The sequence below is a fragment of the Enterobacter sp. CPE_E890 genome (assembly GCF_046521475.1).
GTDB lineage: Bacteria > Pseudomonadota > Gammaproteobacteria > Enterobacterales > Enterobacteriaceae > Enterobacter > Enterobacter adelaidei.
Genome location: NZ_JBKFZW010000001.1, coordinates 934,869 through 949,102, shown reverse-complemented (window position 1 = coordinate 949,102; position 14,234 = coordinate 934,869). Strand labels below are relative to the sequence as shown.

The 14,234-nt window shown below is 52.5% G+C and carries 16 protein-coding genes, 1 tRNA gene and 1 pseudogene; 8 read left to right on the top strand and 10 right to left on the bottom strand.

Going from position 1 to position 14,234, the window contains the following annotated elements:
* Positions 1-490 precede the first annotated feature (490 nt).
* The 6 genes and pseudogenes from ACLHV9_RS04570 to ykfI all read left to right on the top strand — a co-directional run.
* Positions 491-583, top strand: a pseudogene (locus tag ACLHV9_RS04570) (DUF905 family protein); the annotation flags it as partial.
* A 112-nt stretch (positions 584-695) separates the two neighbouring features.
* Positions 696-1,157: an antirestriction protein gene (locus ACLHV9_RS04565; protein WP_003031344.1), complete on the top strand. Its 462-nt coding sequence runs from the start codon at positions 696-698 to the stop codon at positions 1,155-1,157.
* Positions 1,158-1,172: 15 nt separating this feature from the next.
* Positions 1,173-1,649 carry a RadC family protein gene (locus ACLHV9_RS04560; protein WP_003031345.1) on the top strand — a complete coding sequence of 159 codons (477 nt, stop codon included), beginning with the start codon at positions 1,173-1,175 and terminating at the stop codon, positions 1,647-1,649.
* An 8-nt stretch (positions 1,650-1,657) separates the two neighbouring features.
* A complete protein-coding gene (locus ACLHV9_RS04555) occupies positions 1,658-1,879 on the top strand; it encodes a DUF987 domain-containing protein (protein ID WP_003031346.1) in 222 nt (73 codons plus the stop codon).
* Positions 1,880-1,896: 17 nt separating this feature from the next.
* Positions 1,897-2,214 carry a type IV toxin-antitoxin system YeeU family antitoxin gene (locus tag ACLHV9_RS04550; protein ID WP_003031347.1) on the top strand — a complete coding sequence of 106 codons (318 nt, stop codon included), beginning with the start codon at positions 1,897-1,899 and terminating at the stop codon, positions 2,212-2,214.
* Positions 2,215-2,234: 20 nt separating this feature from the next.
* The gene (gene ykfI, locus ACLHV9_RS04545) at positions 2,235-2,576 is read left to right on the top strand and encodes a type IV toxin-antitoxin system toxin YkfI (protein ID WP_003031349.1); all 342 of its coding nucleotides are present in this window, start codon (positions 2,235-2,237) and stop codon (positions 2,574-2,576) included.
* A 389-nt stretch (positions 2,577-2,965) separates the two neighbouring features.
* Here the strand turns inward: ykfI and ACLHV9_RS04540 are convergent.
* The 3 genes from ACLHV9_RS04540 to proB form a co-directional block, all read right to left on the bottom strand.
* Positions 2,966-3,041 (bottom strand) — tRNA-Thr (locus tag ACLHV9_RS04540).
* 111 nt (positions 3,042-3,152) lie between these two features.
* Complete coding sequence (gene proA / locus ACLHV9_RS04535) at positions 3,153-4,406, bottom strand: glutamate-5-semialdehyde dehydrogenase (protein WP_049007196.1); 1,254 nt, start codon at positions 4,404-4,406, stop codon at positions 3,153-3,155.
* 11 nt (positions 4,407-4,417) lie between these two features.
* Entirely contained in the window at positions 4,418-5,521 is a 1,104-nt protein-coding gene (gene proB / locus ACLHV9_RS04530) for a glutamate 5-kinase (protein WP_028017715.1), read from the bottom strand.
* 304 nt (positions 5,522-5,825) lie between these two features.
* On the opposite strand from proB, the gene phoE reads away from it, so the two are divergent.
* Complete coding sequence (phoE, locus tag ACLHV9_RS04525) at positions 5,826-6,878, top strand: phosphoporin PhoE (RefSeq protein WP_134707176.1); 1,053 nt, start codon at positions 5,826-5,828, stop codon at positions 6,876-6,878.
* Positions 6,879-6,973: 95 nt separating this feature from the next.
* On the opposite strand, the gene crl is transcribed toward phoE, so the two are convergent.
* The 3 genes from crl to gpt form a co-directional block, all read right to left on the bottom strand.
* The gene (crl, locus tag ACLHV9_RS04520; RefSeq protein WP_114977848.1) at positions 6,974-7,375 is read right to left on the bottom strand and encodes a sigma factor-binding protein Crl; all 402 of its coding nucleotides are present in this window, start codon (positions 7,373-7,375) and stop codon (positions 6,974-6,976) included.
* A gap of 57 nt (positions 7,376-7,432) precedes the next feature.
* Complete coding sequence (frsA, locus tag ACLHV9_RS04515; protein ID WP_134707175.1) at positions 7,433-8,677, bottom strand: esterase FrsA; 1,245 nt, start codon at positions 8,675-8,677, stop codon at positions 7,433-7,435.
* 105 nt (positions 8,678-8,782) lie between these two features.
* A complete protein-coding gene (gene gpt, locus ACLHV9_RS04510; protein ID WP_003863205.1) occupies positions 8,783-9,241 on the bottom strand; it encodes a xanthine phosphoribosyltransferase in 459 nt (152 codons plus the stop codon).
* Positions 9,242-9,501: 260 nt separating this feature from the next.
* On the opposite strand from gpt, the gene pepD reads away from it, so the two are divergent.
* Positions 9,502-10,959 (top strand): cytosol nonspecific dipeptidase, encoded by a 1,458-nt coding sequence (gene pepD, locus ACLHV9_RS04505; RefSeq protein WP_028017719.1) that lies wholly within the window; start codon positions 9,502-9,504, stop codon positions 10,957-10,959.
* A gap of 71 nt (positions 10,960-11,030) precedes the next feature.
* Here pepD and dinB read toward each other — a convergent pair whose 3' ends face one another.
* The 4 genes from dinB to nqrE form a co-directional block, all read right to left on the bottom strand.
* A complete protein-coding gene (gene dinB, locus ACLHV9_RS04500) occupies positions 11,031-12,089 on the bottom strand; it encodes a DNA polymerase IV (protein ID WP_407220200.1) in 1,059 nt (352 codons plus the stop codon).
* A 107-nt stretch (positions 12,090-12,196) separates the two neighbouring features.
* Positions 12,197-12,400 carry a (Na+)-NQR maturation NqrM gene (gene nqrM / locus ACLHV9_RS04495; RefSeq protein ID WP_028017721.1) on the bottom strand — a complete coding sequence of 68 codons (204 nt, stop codon included), beginning with the start codon at positions 12,398-12,400 and terminating at the stop codon, positions 12,197-12,199.
* On the bottom strand, positions 12,400-13,623 hold the full coding sequence (gene nqrF / locus ACLHV9_RS04490) for an NADH:ubiquinone reductase (Na(+)-transporting) subunit F (protein ID WP_407220199.1): 1,224 nt from the start codon (positions 13,621-13,623) through the stop codon (positions 12,400-12,402). Before nqrF ends, nqrM begins: the two co-directional genes overlap by 1 nt.
* Positions 13,624-13,633: 10 nt before the next feature.
* Entirely contained in the window at positions 13,634-14,230 is a 597-nt protein-coding gene (gene nqrE, locus ACLHV9_RS04485; RefSeq protein ID WP_023334613.1) for an NADH:ubiquinone reductase (Na(+)-transporting) subunit E, read from the bottom strand.
* Positions 14,231-14,234 lie beyond the last annotated feature (4 nt).

Genomic DNA, 14,234 nt, shown 5'->3' with positions numbered 1-14,234 from the left:
ATTGATTTAAATCCGTATTGGATAATGCTTACCACCTCTTACAGAGTAGCAAAATTCAACTGACTATGCGGCGTGAATCGAGCACATGGTGTGATGAGTGCCGATACAAATCATCCTATAATCGAAGGAGTTCTTTGTTAATCAGCCTGCCACTTCTTGGGTATTTAATTTGCATATTCTGTACCAGAGCTGGGATATACGTTAAGTGAAGTATATTAGACACGAATTACCAGCTTCTGCTTTTGGCACAAAACGGCCTATCAGCATTATAAAAATATTCAGATATATATCATTCCTCTGAACATACACAACTAACGGCAGAATCTCACGATTCTGCCGCTTTTTTATTATTTTTCAGGGGGGGAGTAATGAATAATTCTGAAGGTTTGAAGTCGTTTCACTAATCGCTTTATGACCTACCGTAGTGGGTATCGGCTGATTGCGCAGCAGGGCCATTAGTTCCTGCCAGTATCACCGGCGTTAACATTGAAGACGACTAGGGCAGGCATGGAACTTTGAACCGGATGCCGGTGAAGGTCTTAACCGCTATACCCGCAAGCCAGGCATCTGTACGGACGTATCCATCTGCTGGCTCCGCATGATTTACCAGCAACATTTAATCTTCCCGAACACTCATTATTACCGCATACGCCAGCCGTCGCCGCTGGCGTTTTTTTATTGACGGAGACATACCCATGACAACAGCGACAAAAAACAACCTCGCATCTGCTGCTAACGAATCCGAATTTGAACTGACCGTAACGCAGATACCCGACGAACAGCGTATCTGCTTCTGGCCGCAGTACTTTGGCTCTATCCCACAATGGATAACGCTGGAACCCCGCATTTTCGCCTGGATGGACCGCTTCTGTGACGAGTACAACAGTGGTATCTGGTCCTTTTACACGCTCAGCAATGGCGGCGCGTTTATGGCCCCTGATGCTGACGTTGACGATAAATGGCATCTGTTCAACGGTATGAACGGCAATGGCGCGGACATGAGTGCTGAAGCCGCAGGCATTGCTGTCTGCCTGATTGAATACAGCCATCACGCCTGCCGTACAGAGTGTGACGCAATGACCGCGCACTATTACCGCCTGCGGGACTATGCCCTGCAGCATTCTGAAGCCCACGCCATTTTGCGTATCATTGACTGACCGGAGGAGCAACGAATGAAACAGCTTTCCTTTTTACCCGGCGAGATAACGCCACAGGACCGGCGTCTCATTCAGCGGGCGCTCAGGGCTCTGGAGCGGCACCTGCATGAGCCTGGGGTAGCCTTCACCTCCACTCATGCCGTCCGGGAGTGGTTGCGGCTGCATATGGCCGCGCTTGAACGGGAAGAGTTCCGGGTGCTGTATCTGAACCAGCAGAACCAGTTGATTGCCCACGAAACCCTGTTTGCCGGTTCTATTAGCAGTACCGAGGTACATCCCCGCGAGGTGGTCAAGCGCGCTCTGTACTTCAACGCGGCAGCGGTAATACTGGCGCATAACCATCCTTCCGGCGAGACGACGCCCAGCCAGGCTGACAAAGCCCTCACGCAGCGACTGGTTCAGGTACTTCAACTGGTGGATATCCGTGTCCCTGACCATCTGATTGTCGGCGGCAGGCAAATCTATTCGTTCGCAGAACACGGTCTGCTGTGAGGTATTACATGAAAATTATCAGTAAACGCCGGGCAATGACGATATACCGCCAGCATCCTGAGTCCCGAATCTTTCGTTTCTGCACCGGCAAATACCAGTGGCACGGTAGCGTCTGCCATTACACCGGCAGGGACGTTCCGGATATCACAGGAGTCCTGGCGGTATACGCCGAACGCCGCCAGGACCGCGAGGGGCCTTATGCCTGCCTGATGAGCATCACCCTGAACTGACAATAAAGAGGTTATCAATGAGCAAAATCACATGGGGTCTGCAGCGTGATATCACGCCACGTCTGGGAGCCCGTCTGGTGCAGGAAGGCAACCGACTGCATTATCTGGCTGACCGGGCCAGCATGACCGGCAAGTTCAGTGACATCGAATACCGGAAGCTGGATGAAACATTCCCGCACTTTATCCGCCAGATGGAATCGATGCTGACCACTGGTGAACTCAGCACCCACCATGCCCACTGCGTTACCCTGTACCACAACGATTTAACCTGCGAAGCCGACACCCTTGGCAGTTGCGGCTACGTATACATCGCCATTTACCCCACTCAGCGTTAATTACCTTCACGAGAGCAAACATGAAAACTTTACCTGCAACAACTCAGCGGGCGGTGAAGCCCTGCCTGTCACCCGTGGCTGTCTGGCAAATGTTACTGACACGTCTGCTGGAACAGCACTATGGTCTGACAATAAACGACACGCCATTCTGCAATGAGGCTGTGATTAAGGAACACATCGATGCCGGTATCACCCTAGCCGATGCCGTGAATTTTCTGGTAGAAAAATACGAGCTGGTTCGTATAGACAGGAAGGGATTTAGCTGGCAGGAACAATCTCCTTATCTCCGGGCTGTAGACATTCTGCGAGCGCGGCAGGCAACTGGCTTGTTGCGGCAAAGCCGTAACAACGTAGTACGATGAACATTGCGTACAACCTTCCCGATTTACATTTCTGAACTTCCTCCCTTGTTTACCTATTGCGTAATGCGCCTGCTACTACCCGGCGGGCGCGTTATCTTTTTACGGACAAACAATCATGCAACCAGAAGTTGAAGTATTAACCGATCATAATGAGCTAATTTGTTCGAGCTTTATTGAACACATTGCCAACACATTAAATTTAGGAGTGGTGTAGACATGGACAACTAAACCTGCAGCCACGGATGTATAGTGAGCGAAGCCCTATCAGGCCTTTTTGGTCAGTAGATAAGATTGATCTTCGTTGATAGAATTTACTTACACCAGCTGTTACATGAAAATAATTTTTTGGTGGGAGAATGATAAGATCTTACGTAAGAATTTGATTTTAATGGTGCCGATAATAGGAGTCGAACCTACGACCTTCGCATTACGAATGCGCTGCTCTACCAACTGAGCTATATCGGCCCTGAGAGGCCGGTTACGAGTGTAACCACGGGGCAAAAGGTTAGATCTATCCGGGTGATGCGTCAATGCCCTTTTGAATCAAACGGCTATTTTTGCATCACCCGTGATTATTTACGCACGAATCGTATCGTCACCAAAGCCGATCCACTTGTAAGTGGTCAGTGCTTCAAGGCCCATCGGGCCGCGCGCGTGCAATTTCTGCGTGCTGACAGCCACTTCGGCGCCCAGCCCGAACTGACCGCCATCGGTGAAGCGCGTCGAGGCATTAACATATACCGCAGAGGAATCCACTTCGTTCACGAAGCGATCGGCATTGCGCAGGGTGCGTGTCAGGATCGCGTCAGAGTGCTGCGTACCGTGTTCACGAATGTGCGCAATCGCGTCGTCGAGATCGGCAACAATCTTCACATTCAGATCCAGAGACAGGAATTCATCGTCATACTGCTCAGCTTTTACTGGAACCGCAGTCGCCGGGCCATCCTTCAACAGCGCCAGAGCACTGGCATCAGCGTGCAGCGTCACGCCGCTTTGCGCCATCTGTTTGCTTAGTGCTGGCAGGAAAGTGCTCGCAATGCCCTGATGCACCAGCAGCGTTTCCACGGTGTTACAGGTGCTTGGACGCTGGGTTTTCGCATTGACGATAATCTTCAGCGCCGGCTCAATCTCAGCACTGTCGTCCACGACGATATGGCACACGCCAATACCACCGGTAATTACTGGAATGGTCGACTGCTCGCGGCAGAGCTTGTGCAAGCCCGCCCCCCCACGTGGGATCAGCATGTCGATGTATTTATCCATGCGCAGCATTTCGTTCACCAGTGCGCGGTCCGGGCTCTCGATAGCCTGGACGGCACCCGCCGGTAAACCACACTCTTCCAGCGCCTGCTGAATAACGTTTACCGTCGCAGCATTGGTACGCCAGGTCTCTTTTCCGCCGCGCAGAATGGCGGCGTTGCCGGTCTTCAAACACAGGGAGGCGACATCAACGGTGACGTTTGGGCGAGCTTCATAAATCACGCCGATTACGCCAAGCGGCACACGGCGACGCTCAAGACGTAAACCGCTGTCGAGCAGGCCACCGTCAATCACCTGCCCAACCGGGTCAGCGAGATTGCAAACCTGACGGACATCATCAGCGATACCTTTCAGACGCGCCGGCGTCAGCGCCAGGCGGTCAAGCATGGCCTCGCTCAGACCGTTTACACGTGCCTCAGCCAGATCCTGTTCATTAGCTCGCAATATCTCAGCGGATTGCGATTCCAGATAATCAGCGATTTTTTCCAGCACGCGATTTTTCTCGCGGCTGGAAAGGAGCGCCAGTTTGTAAGAGGCGGCTTTCGCAGCTGCGCCCATTTGTTCCAGCATGTTCTGGCTCCTTAACGAATAATCATGTCATCACGATGCACGGCAACCGGGCCATACTCATAGCCGAGGATGGCGTCGATCTGCTGCGAGTGGTGACCGGCAATGCGGCGTAAGGCATCGCTGTTATAGCGGCTTACGCCGTGGGCAATATCGCGACCTTCGAGGTTACGGATGCGGATCACTTCACCACGGGAGAAGTTGCCTGTCACGCTTTTAATTCCTTTAGGAAGTAATGAACTCCCTCGTTCCAGAATCGCGGCTGTCGCCCCTTCATCAACGACGAGTTCGCCAGCAGGAGGCGCGCCAAATATCCAGCGTTTACGGTTTTCCAGCGGGGATTCCTGCGCGTGGAAACGGGTGCCGACGGAGAGGCCTTCCATCACGTCGCCAATCACACCTGGGCGGCTGCCCGCCGCAATAATGGTGTCGATACCGGCGCGGCACGCTACATCAGCGGCCTGCAGCTTGGTACCCATGCCGCCGGTTCCCAGGCCAGACACGCTGTCGCCCGCGATGGCGCGAAGCGCATCGTCAATGCCGTGTACATCGGTAATCAGTTCGGCTTCAGGGTTAGAGCGCGGGTCGGCAGTAAACAGACCCTGCTGATCGGTCAGGAGCAGTAATTTATCGGCACCGGCCAGAATCGCGGCCAGCGCTGAGAGGTTGTCGTTATCACCCACTTTGATTTCAGCGGTGGCAACGGCATCGTTTTCGTTAATGACGGGAACAATATTATTGTCCAGCAACGCGCGCAGGGTATCGCGGGCGTTCAGGAAACGCTCTCTATCTTCCATATCCGCACGCGTCAGCAGCATCTGCCCGACGTGGATACCGTAGATAGAGAACAGCTGTTCCCAGAGTTGAATCAGTCGGCTTTGTCCCACGGCGGCCAGCAGCTGTTTGGAGGCGATCGTCGCGGGGAGTTCGGGGTAGCCAAGGTGTTCACGCCCGGCGGCAATCGCCCCGGAGGTTACAATCACAATACGATGCCCTGCGGCATGTAACTGAGCGCACTGACGTACAAGCTCAACAATGTGGGCGCGATTTAGGCGGCGCGATCCGCCTGTTAAAACACTGGTACCGAGTTTTACCACCAGCGTCTGGCTGTCACTCATGATTCTCTGCCGTTCAACGATAAGGGAAAGTAATGTCAAACGAACGTTTTAACAGGAGTCAGCCCCGTTGCCAACTGCCATAGCACATCACGAAACACTTTATTGCTCGGGATCAGGAAGCGTAGCGGCAAAGTTTGACAATTTTATTACTGAAATAATAAATCACAGTTTTTTAAAATTATTCTTAGTTTGTCATAAAAGTTTCACTCCAGAACGATAAAACCCTTCCTGTTTTTTCACGGGACTTAAGCATGAGCTTATCGTCCAGCGAATTTTTTAGCGCGTTTATAAGACAGGATCGAAAATGAAAAAGAGCACTCTGGCATTAGTGGTTATGGGCGTCGTGGCTTCTGCATCTGTTCACGCAGCTGAAGTTTATAATAAAGATGGTAATAAACTGGACGTGTACGGCAAAGTTAAAGCCATGCACTACATCAGTGATGATGCCACCAAAGATGGTGACCAGACTTACGTGCGTTTCGGTTTTAAAGGCGAAACGCAGATCAACGATCAGCTGACAGGCTATGGCCGCTGGGAATCTGAATTTGCGGGTAACAAAGCAGAAAGTGATTCCTCACAGAAAACACGTCTGGCCTTCGCCGGTCTAAAACTGAAAAACTTCGGTTCCCTGGATTATGGTCGTAACCTGGGTGCACTGTACGACGTCGAAGCATGGACCGATATGTTCCCTGAGTTCGGCGGTGACTCTTCCGCGCAGACCGACAACTTCATGACCAAGCGTGCCACCGGCCTTGCCACGTACCGTAACACCGACTTCTTCGGTGCGATTGACGGTCTGGATATGACGCTGCAATACCAGGGTAAAAACGAAAACCGTGACGCCAAGAAGCAGAACGGTGACGGCTTTGGTACTTCTCTGACGTATGACTTCGGTGGCAGCGATTTCGCCATCAGCGGCGCCTACACCAACTCTGACCGTACCAATGCTCAGAACCTGCTGACTCGCGGCCAGGGAGACAAAGCAGAAGCGTGGGCAACCGGTCTGAAATATGATGCTAACGATATTTATCTGGCAGCAATGTATTCAGAAACTCGCAATATGACGCCAATTTCTGGTGGTTTTGCGAATAAAGCTCAGAACTTTGAAGTTGTCGCACAATATCAGTTCGACTTTGGTCTGCGTCCGTCCCTGGGTTATGTCCAGTCTAAGGGCAAAGATATCGAGGGTATTGGTGACGAAGATCTGGTGAAATACATTGATGTTGGCGCAACCTATTACTTCAACAAAAATATGTCTGCGTTTGTTGATTATAAAATCAACCAGATTGATGACAATAATAAACTGGGTGTGAGCAGCGATGACATCGTTGCCCTGGGGATGACTTACCAGTTCTGATTATGAGAAATAAAAAAACCGGCTTAATGCCGGTTTTTTTTGGTCGGGATTAATGCGGTATGATGCCCTCATCCACAAGGAGAGGGAGAAAGCCATCAGGCAGTCAGCTTCACCGCTTCGCTGGAGAAGTCATCCGCTGGCTCGAACTTGAGATCCAAAGTAGCCAGCAGCGCGCTTGCCTTGTCCTGGAACTCTTTCAGGGTATATTCCAGGCGGTCAATGACTTCCTGATCTTTAATGGAGGTGGCCTGCCATTTGCCGTCTTTATTAAACAGGCCAAACTGGTAGCTATATGTAAAGCGTTTTTCCTCTGCTTCCATTTCCATCCACCAGCCCCAGAATTCACGTTTTTCGGGTGCAGGCTTCACGTTGACGCATACAGCCAGACAGTCGAAAAAAAAGCGATTCTCTTCACACTGCTCTTCTCGAATATACGGGCCAAGAGCCATAAATTTCTTAATCAGTCTACTTTTCGGGTGTCCACTCGGTAACGTCATTGCGATCTCCTTTTGTGAAGCCACTGTTTTACCAAACCAGCAAAATTTAGCAATCTATTAACACAATCTCTGAGCGATCCAGCGCGTGATCTCTTTCAAGGCTTTGTCAAAATTCTGATAAACCGGGCTGAACGGCACCTCAAGCAATTTACCATCCGCAGATGACGAAGTGATTAAGCGGGACTCTTCTTCCGGACTAAACGGATCGTTTTTCCAGAAACCTGATAGCATCGGTGTTGGACACCGACGTCCCAGCAGACCTTGCGTTTTTAACGAGTAACGATTGAGTTCAACGCGTAGCGCTTCGTCTGATGCATCATGCATGCCAAGACGGCTGGCCAGCACATCCAGATACATTTCGGGTACGCTGCCCTGACGTTCGGGATCGCTTAGCAACGCGTGAACGACCGGGCCAAGACAGGCGACGGCTTTCAGGCGGGATGATTCAATGTAAGCCAGACGCACCGCGACGTTCGCCCCGAAACGGAAACCAAATGCGGCAACACGGGTGTGATCTACCCAGGGAATATTCTCCAGCGCTTTTAGCGCATGCTGGTGCAGTAAACTGGAATCCTGAGTCAGTTTCCACTTGGATGAGAAGCCAATTGACGGCATATCAAGCGTTAGCATCGCGATCCCTTTTGGTGCGAAGTAACGCTCATAAAGGCTGTAATAGTCGATCTGTAGTGAATCCAGCCCGCCACACATAAGGACGGTCGGGAACGGACCTTCCCCTTCAGGCATATGCAGGAATCCGGTAACGGACGCCCCGCCAGGAATGGTAAACTCCAGTTCGCGCATCCGCCCCGGCAAGCGTTGAGCAGCCTCTTCATAGGCACGATTCGCCAGCGCCTGAGCCTGCTCAGCCAGTTCATCCCCTTTTAAATGCGGATACGCGGCAATGCCATAGAGGTTTGCAGCATGCAGCCAGTGCTTGCCGCTGATCGTGGCGTCCTCTTCCTGGCTGGCTTTTTGCTGCCAGAGCATCGCCTGTTTAGACCACTCGTAGATCCAGTTACCACCGCGGTATCCCACGACGGTATCGTAGAGTTCGCTGTCGGTGCGCTCGGCGTCACTCATGACGATCCGAGCCTGCACGTCGAGAATTTCACGGGGGTCTATACCCCGCCAGATCCACATCAGGCGGTTAATCATGCGATACCAGTGGGGCACGTTTTTACCGTCTAATGCAGACTGGATGGCAGGCATGGTCCCCGGATTAAAGCGGCGCACCAGCGTCGACGTTTCGGGGTGTTTGAAACGGGGTTTGAAGAGAGTCTCGGTGAGATTCGCCTGCGTCATTACGTTGCCTCCATGAATCGTCATATAGAGACTATTGTAACGCGCGCCAGACTAAAAAAAACAACGCCCGGTATCACCGGGCGTTAAAATAATGACGGTTCGGAATTAACGACCAGAGATAGGTGGTACAAAGACCACGCCCATATCCCACGGCTGTTCAATCCAGGTGTCCTGTGGAATATCAATCACATAATCGTCAACCAGAGGGCGGCCTGCAGGCTTGGCGAAAATAGTGACGAAGTGGGCTTTTGGATACATTTCGCGAATGGCCACAGCGGTACCACCGGTATCCACCAGGTCATCAATAACGATGAAACCTTCACCGTCACCTTCCGCGCGTTTCAGCACTTTCAGCTCACGCTGGTTGTCATGGTCATAGCTGGAGATGCAGACGGTATCGACATGACGAATACCCAGCTCACGAGCCAGCAGCGCCCCCGGTACCAGACCGCCGCGGCTAACGGCAATAATGCCTTTCCACTGTTCGGAAGGCATCAGACGCGCAGCCAGTTTGCGGGCGTGAATCTGCAACATGTCCCAGGTGACGACGTATTTTTCGCTCATGTGAAGTGTCCCAGCCTGTTTTTATACGGCTTAAAAAGTGTTCGAGGGGGAAATAGGTTGCGCGAGATTATAGAGATCTGACGCACTAAAAACCAGTGTTTAGCGCCCTGAGCCCGAGTTTTTACATGCTTTATGCTACCAGCCAGCGGAGAAAGTGGTATTCTCGGTTTCATCTCGCAAGTCTGACTTGTGGTAACTATTAACCTGCTAACCCTGTGACCTGCAACCCTGTTTGCAGTGCATCGACAAGGAGACTTATCGTGTCTGAACTGTCTCAATTATCTCCGCAGCCACTGTGGGATATTTTTGCCAAAATCTGTTCCATTCCACACCCTTCCTACCATGAAGAACAGCTTGCCGAACACATTATGGGTTGGGCGAAGGAAAAAGGCCTGCATGCTGAACGTGACCAGGTTGGTAACATTCTGATCCGCAAACCAGCAACTGCTGGCATGGAAAACCGCAAACCGGTTGTACTGCAGGCGCACCTGGACATGGTGCCACAGAAGAACAACGACACCGTTCACGACTTCACCAAAGACCCGATTCAACCGTACATCGACGGCGACTGGGTGAAAGCACGCGGCACCACGCTGGGTGCGGATAACGGCATAGGTATGGCCTCTGCACTGGCCGTGCTGGCGGACGATAGCGTTGAACATGGTCCACTGGAAGTGCTGCTGACCATGACCGAAGAAGCGGGTATGGACGGTGCATTCGGTCTGCAGGCTAACTGGCTGCAGGCAGATATTCTGATCAACACCGACTCAGAAGAAGAAGGCGAGATCTACATGGGCTGCGCGGGCGGAATTGATTTCATCTCTACCCTGCCGCTGTCACGCGAAGCGATTCCTGCTGGCTTCCAGACCTTCAAGCTGACGCTGAAAGGGCTAAAAGGCGGTCACTCCGGCGGTGATATTCATCTGGGTCTCGGCAACGCCAACAAACTGCTGGCACGCTTCCTGGCTGGCCATGCGGCTGAGCTGGATCTACGTCTGGTAGACTTCAACGGCGGTACCCTGCGTAACGCGATCCCACGTGAAGCATTCACCACCGTGGCCGTACCAGCGGCAAAAGCGGACGAGTTGAAAAAACTCTCCAGCGTGTATCTGGATATCCTGAAAAACGAACTGTCGGCTAAAGAGAAAAATCTGACCGTGGTGCTGGAACCCGTCTCCACGGATAAAGCCGCGCTGACCGCGCAGTCCCGCGACACCTTCGTTCAGTTGCTGAACGCGACGCCAAACGGCGTGATCCGCAACTCTGACGTGGCCAAAGGCGTGGTTGAAACCTCTCTGAACGTGGGCGTGGTGACCATGAGTGACGACAGCGCAGAGATCATCTGCCTGATCCGTTCACTTATCGACACAGGCAAAGAGTACGTGGTGAGCATGCTGGAATCTCTGGGCACGCTGGCCGGTGCGAAAACATCTGCTAAAGGCAGTTACCCTGGCTGGCAGCCGGATGCAAGTTCTCCGGTGATGGCACTGGTCCGTGAAACCTACCAGCGTTTGTTCAACAGCACACCGAACATTCAGGTGATCCACGCGGGTCTGGAATGTGGTCTGTTCAAGAAACCGTATCCGAATATGGACATGGTCTCTATCGGGCCAACTATTACCGGGCCACACTCTCCGGATGAGCAGGTTCATATCGAAAGCGTGGGTCATTACTGGACGCTGCTGACTGAGCTGCTGAAAGCGATTCCTGTTAAGTAACTCCCTCCCCCAGCCCTCACCAAAAGGGAGAGGGTGAAAAACGTAGGCCCGGTTAGTACTTCCGGGCTTTTTTACAATCCCAAAACCAGCTGCCGCTCTAACTGCGGGTCCAGCAGCGTGACGTGCAATCCCACCAGCCTCACCCCTCGCCCTCCTCTTCGTTCTTCCCATGCCTTTTTCGCCGTCGCAATGAGATCCTCTTTATTCAGACGCGGCCAGACGTGTTCCTGCGTGGTCTGCTGGAAATCGTTGAATTTTAATTTGATACCCTGACGGGCAATGAGCAGATCCGGTTTCACCTTGAGCAAGCGTCGCTCCAGCTCAGGATAGAGCTGTTCCGTAATGATGGTTTCGCATTCAGACCAGTCATGAATGTCTTCAATCAGCGTTCGCTCAACACCAACGGATTTCCGTAACCGTTCACTGTTCACATCGCGATCGTCAATCCCCTGACTGCGCTCCCACAGCACGCGCCCAAATTTTCCAAAACGCTTAAGTAGCATAGCCAGATCGCTTCGCTGCACATCTTCACAGGTCCGTAATCCCATACTTTCCAGCTTTGTGGCGGACACCTTTCCCACACCAGGTATTTTGCCAAGCGGCAGCGTTTTTAAGAACGCAGGCACCTCTTCAGGCGTGATGACGTACTGACCGTTGGGCTTATTTAAATCGGAGGCGATCTTGGCAAGAAATTTCACCGGAGCGACTCCTGCCGACGCGGTAAGATTTAACTCTTTAAAGATGGTCTGACGGATTTCCTGTGCCATCAGGGTTGCTGAGCCGTGGCAATGTACGCTTTCGGTCACATCAAGATAGGCTTCGTCCAGCGACAGCGGTTCTATCCGAGAGGTGTAGCGGGAGAAGATTTCCCGAATATGAATTGAGGCCTCTTTGTAAGCGTCAAAGCGACCGGGTAAAAGAGTGAGATGAGGGCAAAGCTTCAGGGCCATTGCGGTAGGCATGGCGCTGCGCACGCCAAATTTACGCGCAGGGTAGTTGGCGGTGCTGATAACACCACGCTGAACGCGGCTGCCGCCAATGGCGATGGGAATATCCCGTAGCGCCGGGTTGTCACGCATCTCCACTGCGGCAAAAAAGCAGTCCATATCAACATGGATTATTTTGCGCATAGTAAGCCCTCACTCATTACTGGATAAGTATACAGTAAATAAATGAGGGTTGAGAAGTGTGCGTGAGAATTGTCGGGTGACGGTTTCGCCTTACCCAACCTACCAGATTAAATGATGCGCTGCTGCTCGCGCGCCATGCGTTTTTTACGGGCATCGCACGGTTCCGGGCAGTCGCACACCTTCTTCATCCCAATGGAAGAGATGCCGCCGCAGCTGCCCTGAAGGCTTTTCCGCTTAACGATCCAGCCTAACGACATGCCGAAGATGACAAGCACAAAAACCGCAAAGGTTGCCAGAAACGTCAGCATCATCAGCCTCCAAAGTCATCAAGCATGATGTTCTCATCTTCCACGCCAAGATCTTTCAGCATCTTAATGACTGCGGCGTTCATTACTGGCGGGCCACACATATAAAACTCGCAGTCTTCCGGCGCAGGATGCTGTTTGAGGTAGTTTTCATACAGCACGTTGTGGATGAACCCCGTATAGCCCGTCCAGTTATCTTCCGGCTGCGGATCGGAAAGCGCCACGTGGAAGGTAAAGTTCGGGTTTTCACGCGCCAGCTGTTCGAACTCATCGTCGTAGAACATCTCACGCAGCGAACGGGCCCCGTACCAGAAGCTGATTTTACGCTGGCTACCCAGTCGTTTGAGCTGATCAAAGATGTGCGAGCGCATCGGGGCCATGCCGGCACCGCCGCCGATAAACACCATTTCCGCGTCGGTATCTTTGGCAAAGAACTCACCGAACGGACCGGAGATCGTCACTTTGTCACCAGGCTTGAGAGACCAGATGTACGAAGACATGACGCCCGGCGGTGCATCCGGCACATTCGGTGGCGGCGTGGCGATACGCACATTGAGCATGATGATGCCCTTCTCTTCCGGGTAGTTAGCCATCGAGTAGGCGCGTAGCGTCGGCTCTTTTACCTCCGATACAAAGCGGAAGAGATTGAATTTATCCCAGTCGGCGCGGTACTCATCCGGCACGTCGAAGTCAGCATACGCCACAGCGTGTTCCGGGCACTCAATCTGAATGTATCCTCCGGCGCGGAACGGAACATCTTCCCCTTCCGGCACCCGCAACTTCAGCTCTTTGATAAACGTGGCTTTGTTATCATTAGAGATAACTTCACATTCCCATTTTTTAACGCCAAAGATCTCTTCCGGCAGCTCTATTTTCATATTCTGACGTACGGCGACCTGGCAGGCCAGACGACAGCCCTCTTTTGCCTCACGCTTTGTGATATGCGCCAGTTCGGTTGGCAGGATATCTCCTCCGCCCTCTTTCACCGTAACGCGGCACTGTCCACAGGAACCGCCGCCGCCACAGGCCGAAGAGACAAAGATCCCGTTGCCGGAGAGCGTATTCAACAGTTTATCTCCGGCGGGCGTACGGATCTGGTTCTGCGGCTCGCCGTTAATATCAATCACCACGTCGCCGGCATTCACCAGCTTCGCACGTGCCACCAGAATAAGCCCTGACAACACCAGTACAATCAGCGTGAACATCGCCACGCCAAGCATAATTTCCATCAGTTAGCCCTTATAGCTGCACACCGGAGAAGGACATAAAGCCCAGCGCCATCAGCCCGGTGGTGATAAAGGTGATCCCTAAGCCACGCAGGCCTGCAGGCACGTTGGCATATTTCATTTTTTCGCGGATCCCCGCCATGGTGACAATCGCCAGCATCCAGCCAATGCCAGAACCGAAACCGTACACCACGGATTCACTGAAGTTGTAATCACGCTGAACCATAAACGAGACGCCGCCGAAGATGGCGCAGTTCACCGCGATCAACGGCAGGAAGATCCCCAGCGCGTTGTATAGCGACGGGAAATACTTATCGAGGATCATCTCAAGGATTTGCACCAGCGCCGCAATCACACCGATAAAGGTGATGAAGTTCAGGAAGCTGAGATCAACGCCTTCCACCAGCGCGCCGTCCCGCAGTACAAAGTTGTATACCAGGTTGTTGATCGGCACCGATAAGCCGAGCACCACGGTAACCGCTACGCCCAGGCCAAATGCCGTCGAGACCTTCTTGGACACGGCAAGGAACGTACACATGCCGAGGAAGAACGCGAGCGCCATGTTTTCAACAAACACCGCACGCACAAATAAACTCAGGTAATGAGCCATTGTC

Bases quoted from the DNA above. Each gene is read 5' to 3' on its own strand.
- ACLHV9_RS04565 (WP_003031344.1), top strand. From the start codon at position 696: ATGACAACAGCGACAAAAAACAACCTCGCATCTGCTGCTAACGAATCC.
- ACLHV9_RS04560 (WP_003031345.1), top strand. From the start codon at position 1,173: ATGAAACAGCTTTCCTTTTTACCCGGCGAGATAACGCCACAGGACCGG.
- ACLHV9_RS04555 (WP_003031346.1), top strand. From the start codon at position 1,658: ATGAAAATTATCAGTAAACGCCGGGCAATGACGATATACCGCCAGCAT.
- ACLHV9_RS04550 (WP_003031347.1), top strand. From the start codon at position 1,897: ATGAGCAAAATCACATGGGGTCTGCAGCGTGATATCACGCCACGTCTG.
- ykfI (WP_003031349.1), top strand. From the start codon at position 2,235: ATGAAAACTTTACCTGCAACAACTCAGCGGGCGGTGAAGCCCTGCCTG.
- proA (WP_049007196.1), bottom strand. From the start codon at position 4,406: ATGCTGGAACAAATGGGCGCAGCTGCGAAAGCCGCCTCTTACAAACTG.
- proB (WP_028017715.1), bottom strand. From the start codon at position 5,521: ATGAGTGACAGCCAGACGCTGGTGGTAAAACTCGGTACCAGTGTTTTA.
- phoE (WP_134707176.1), top strand. From the start codon at position 5,826: ATGAAAAAGAGCACTCTGGCATTAGTGGTTATGGGCGTCGTGGCTTCT.
- crl (WP_114977848.1), bottom strand. From the start codon at position 7,375: ATGACGTTACCGAGTGGACACCCGAAAAGTAGACTGATTAAGAAATTT.
- frsA (WP_134707175.1), bottom strand. From the start codon at position 8,677: ATGACGCAGGCGAATCTCACCGAGACTCTCTTCAAACCCCGTTTCAAA.
- gpt (WP_003863205.1), bottom strand. From the start codon at position 9,241: ATGAGCGAAAAATACGTCGTCACCTGGGACATGTTGCAGATTCACGCC.
- dinB (WP_407220200.1), bottom strand. From the start codon at position 12,089: ATGCGCAAAATAATCCATGTTGATATGGACTGCTTTTTTGCCGCAGTG.
- nqrM (WP_028017721.1), bottom strand. From the start codon at position 12,400: ATGATGCTGACGTTTCTGGCAACCTTTGCGGTTTTTGTGCTTGTCATC.
- nqrF (WP_407220199.1), bottom strand. From the start codon at position 13,623: ATGGAAATTATGCTTGGCGTGGCGATGTTCACGCTGATTGTACTGGTG.
- nqrE (WP_023334613.1), bottom strand. From the start codon at position 14,230: ATGGCTCATTACCTGAGTTTATTTGTGCGTGCGGTGTTTGTTGAAAAC.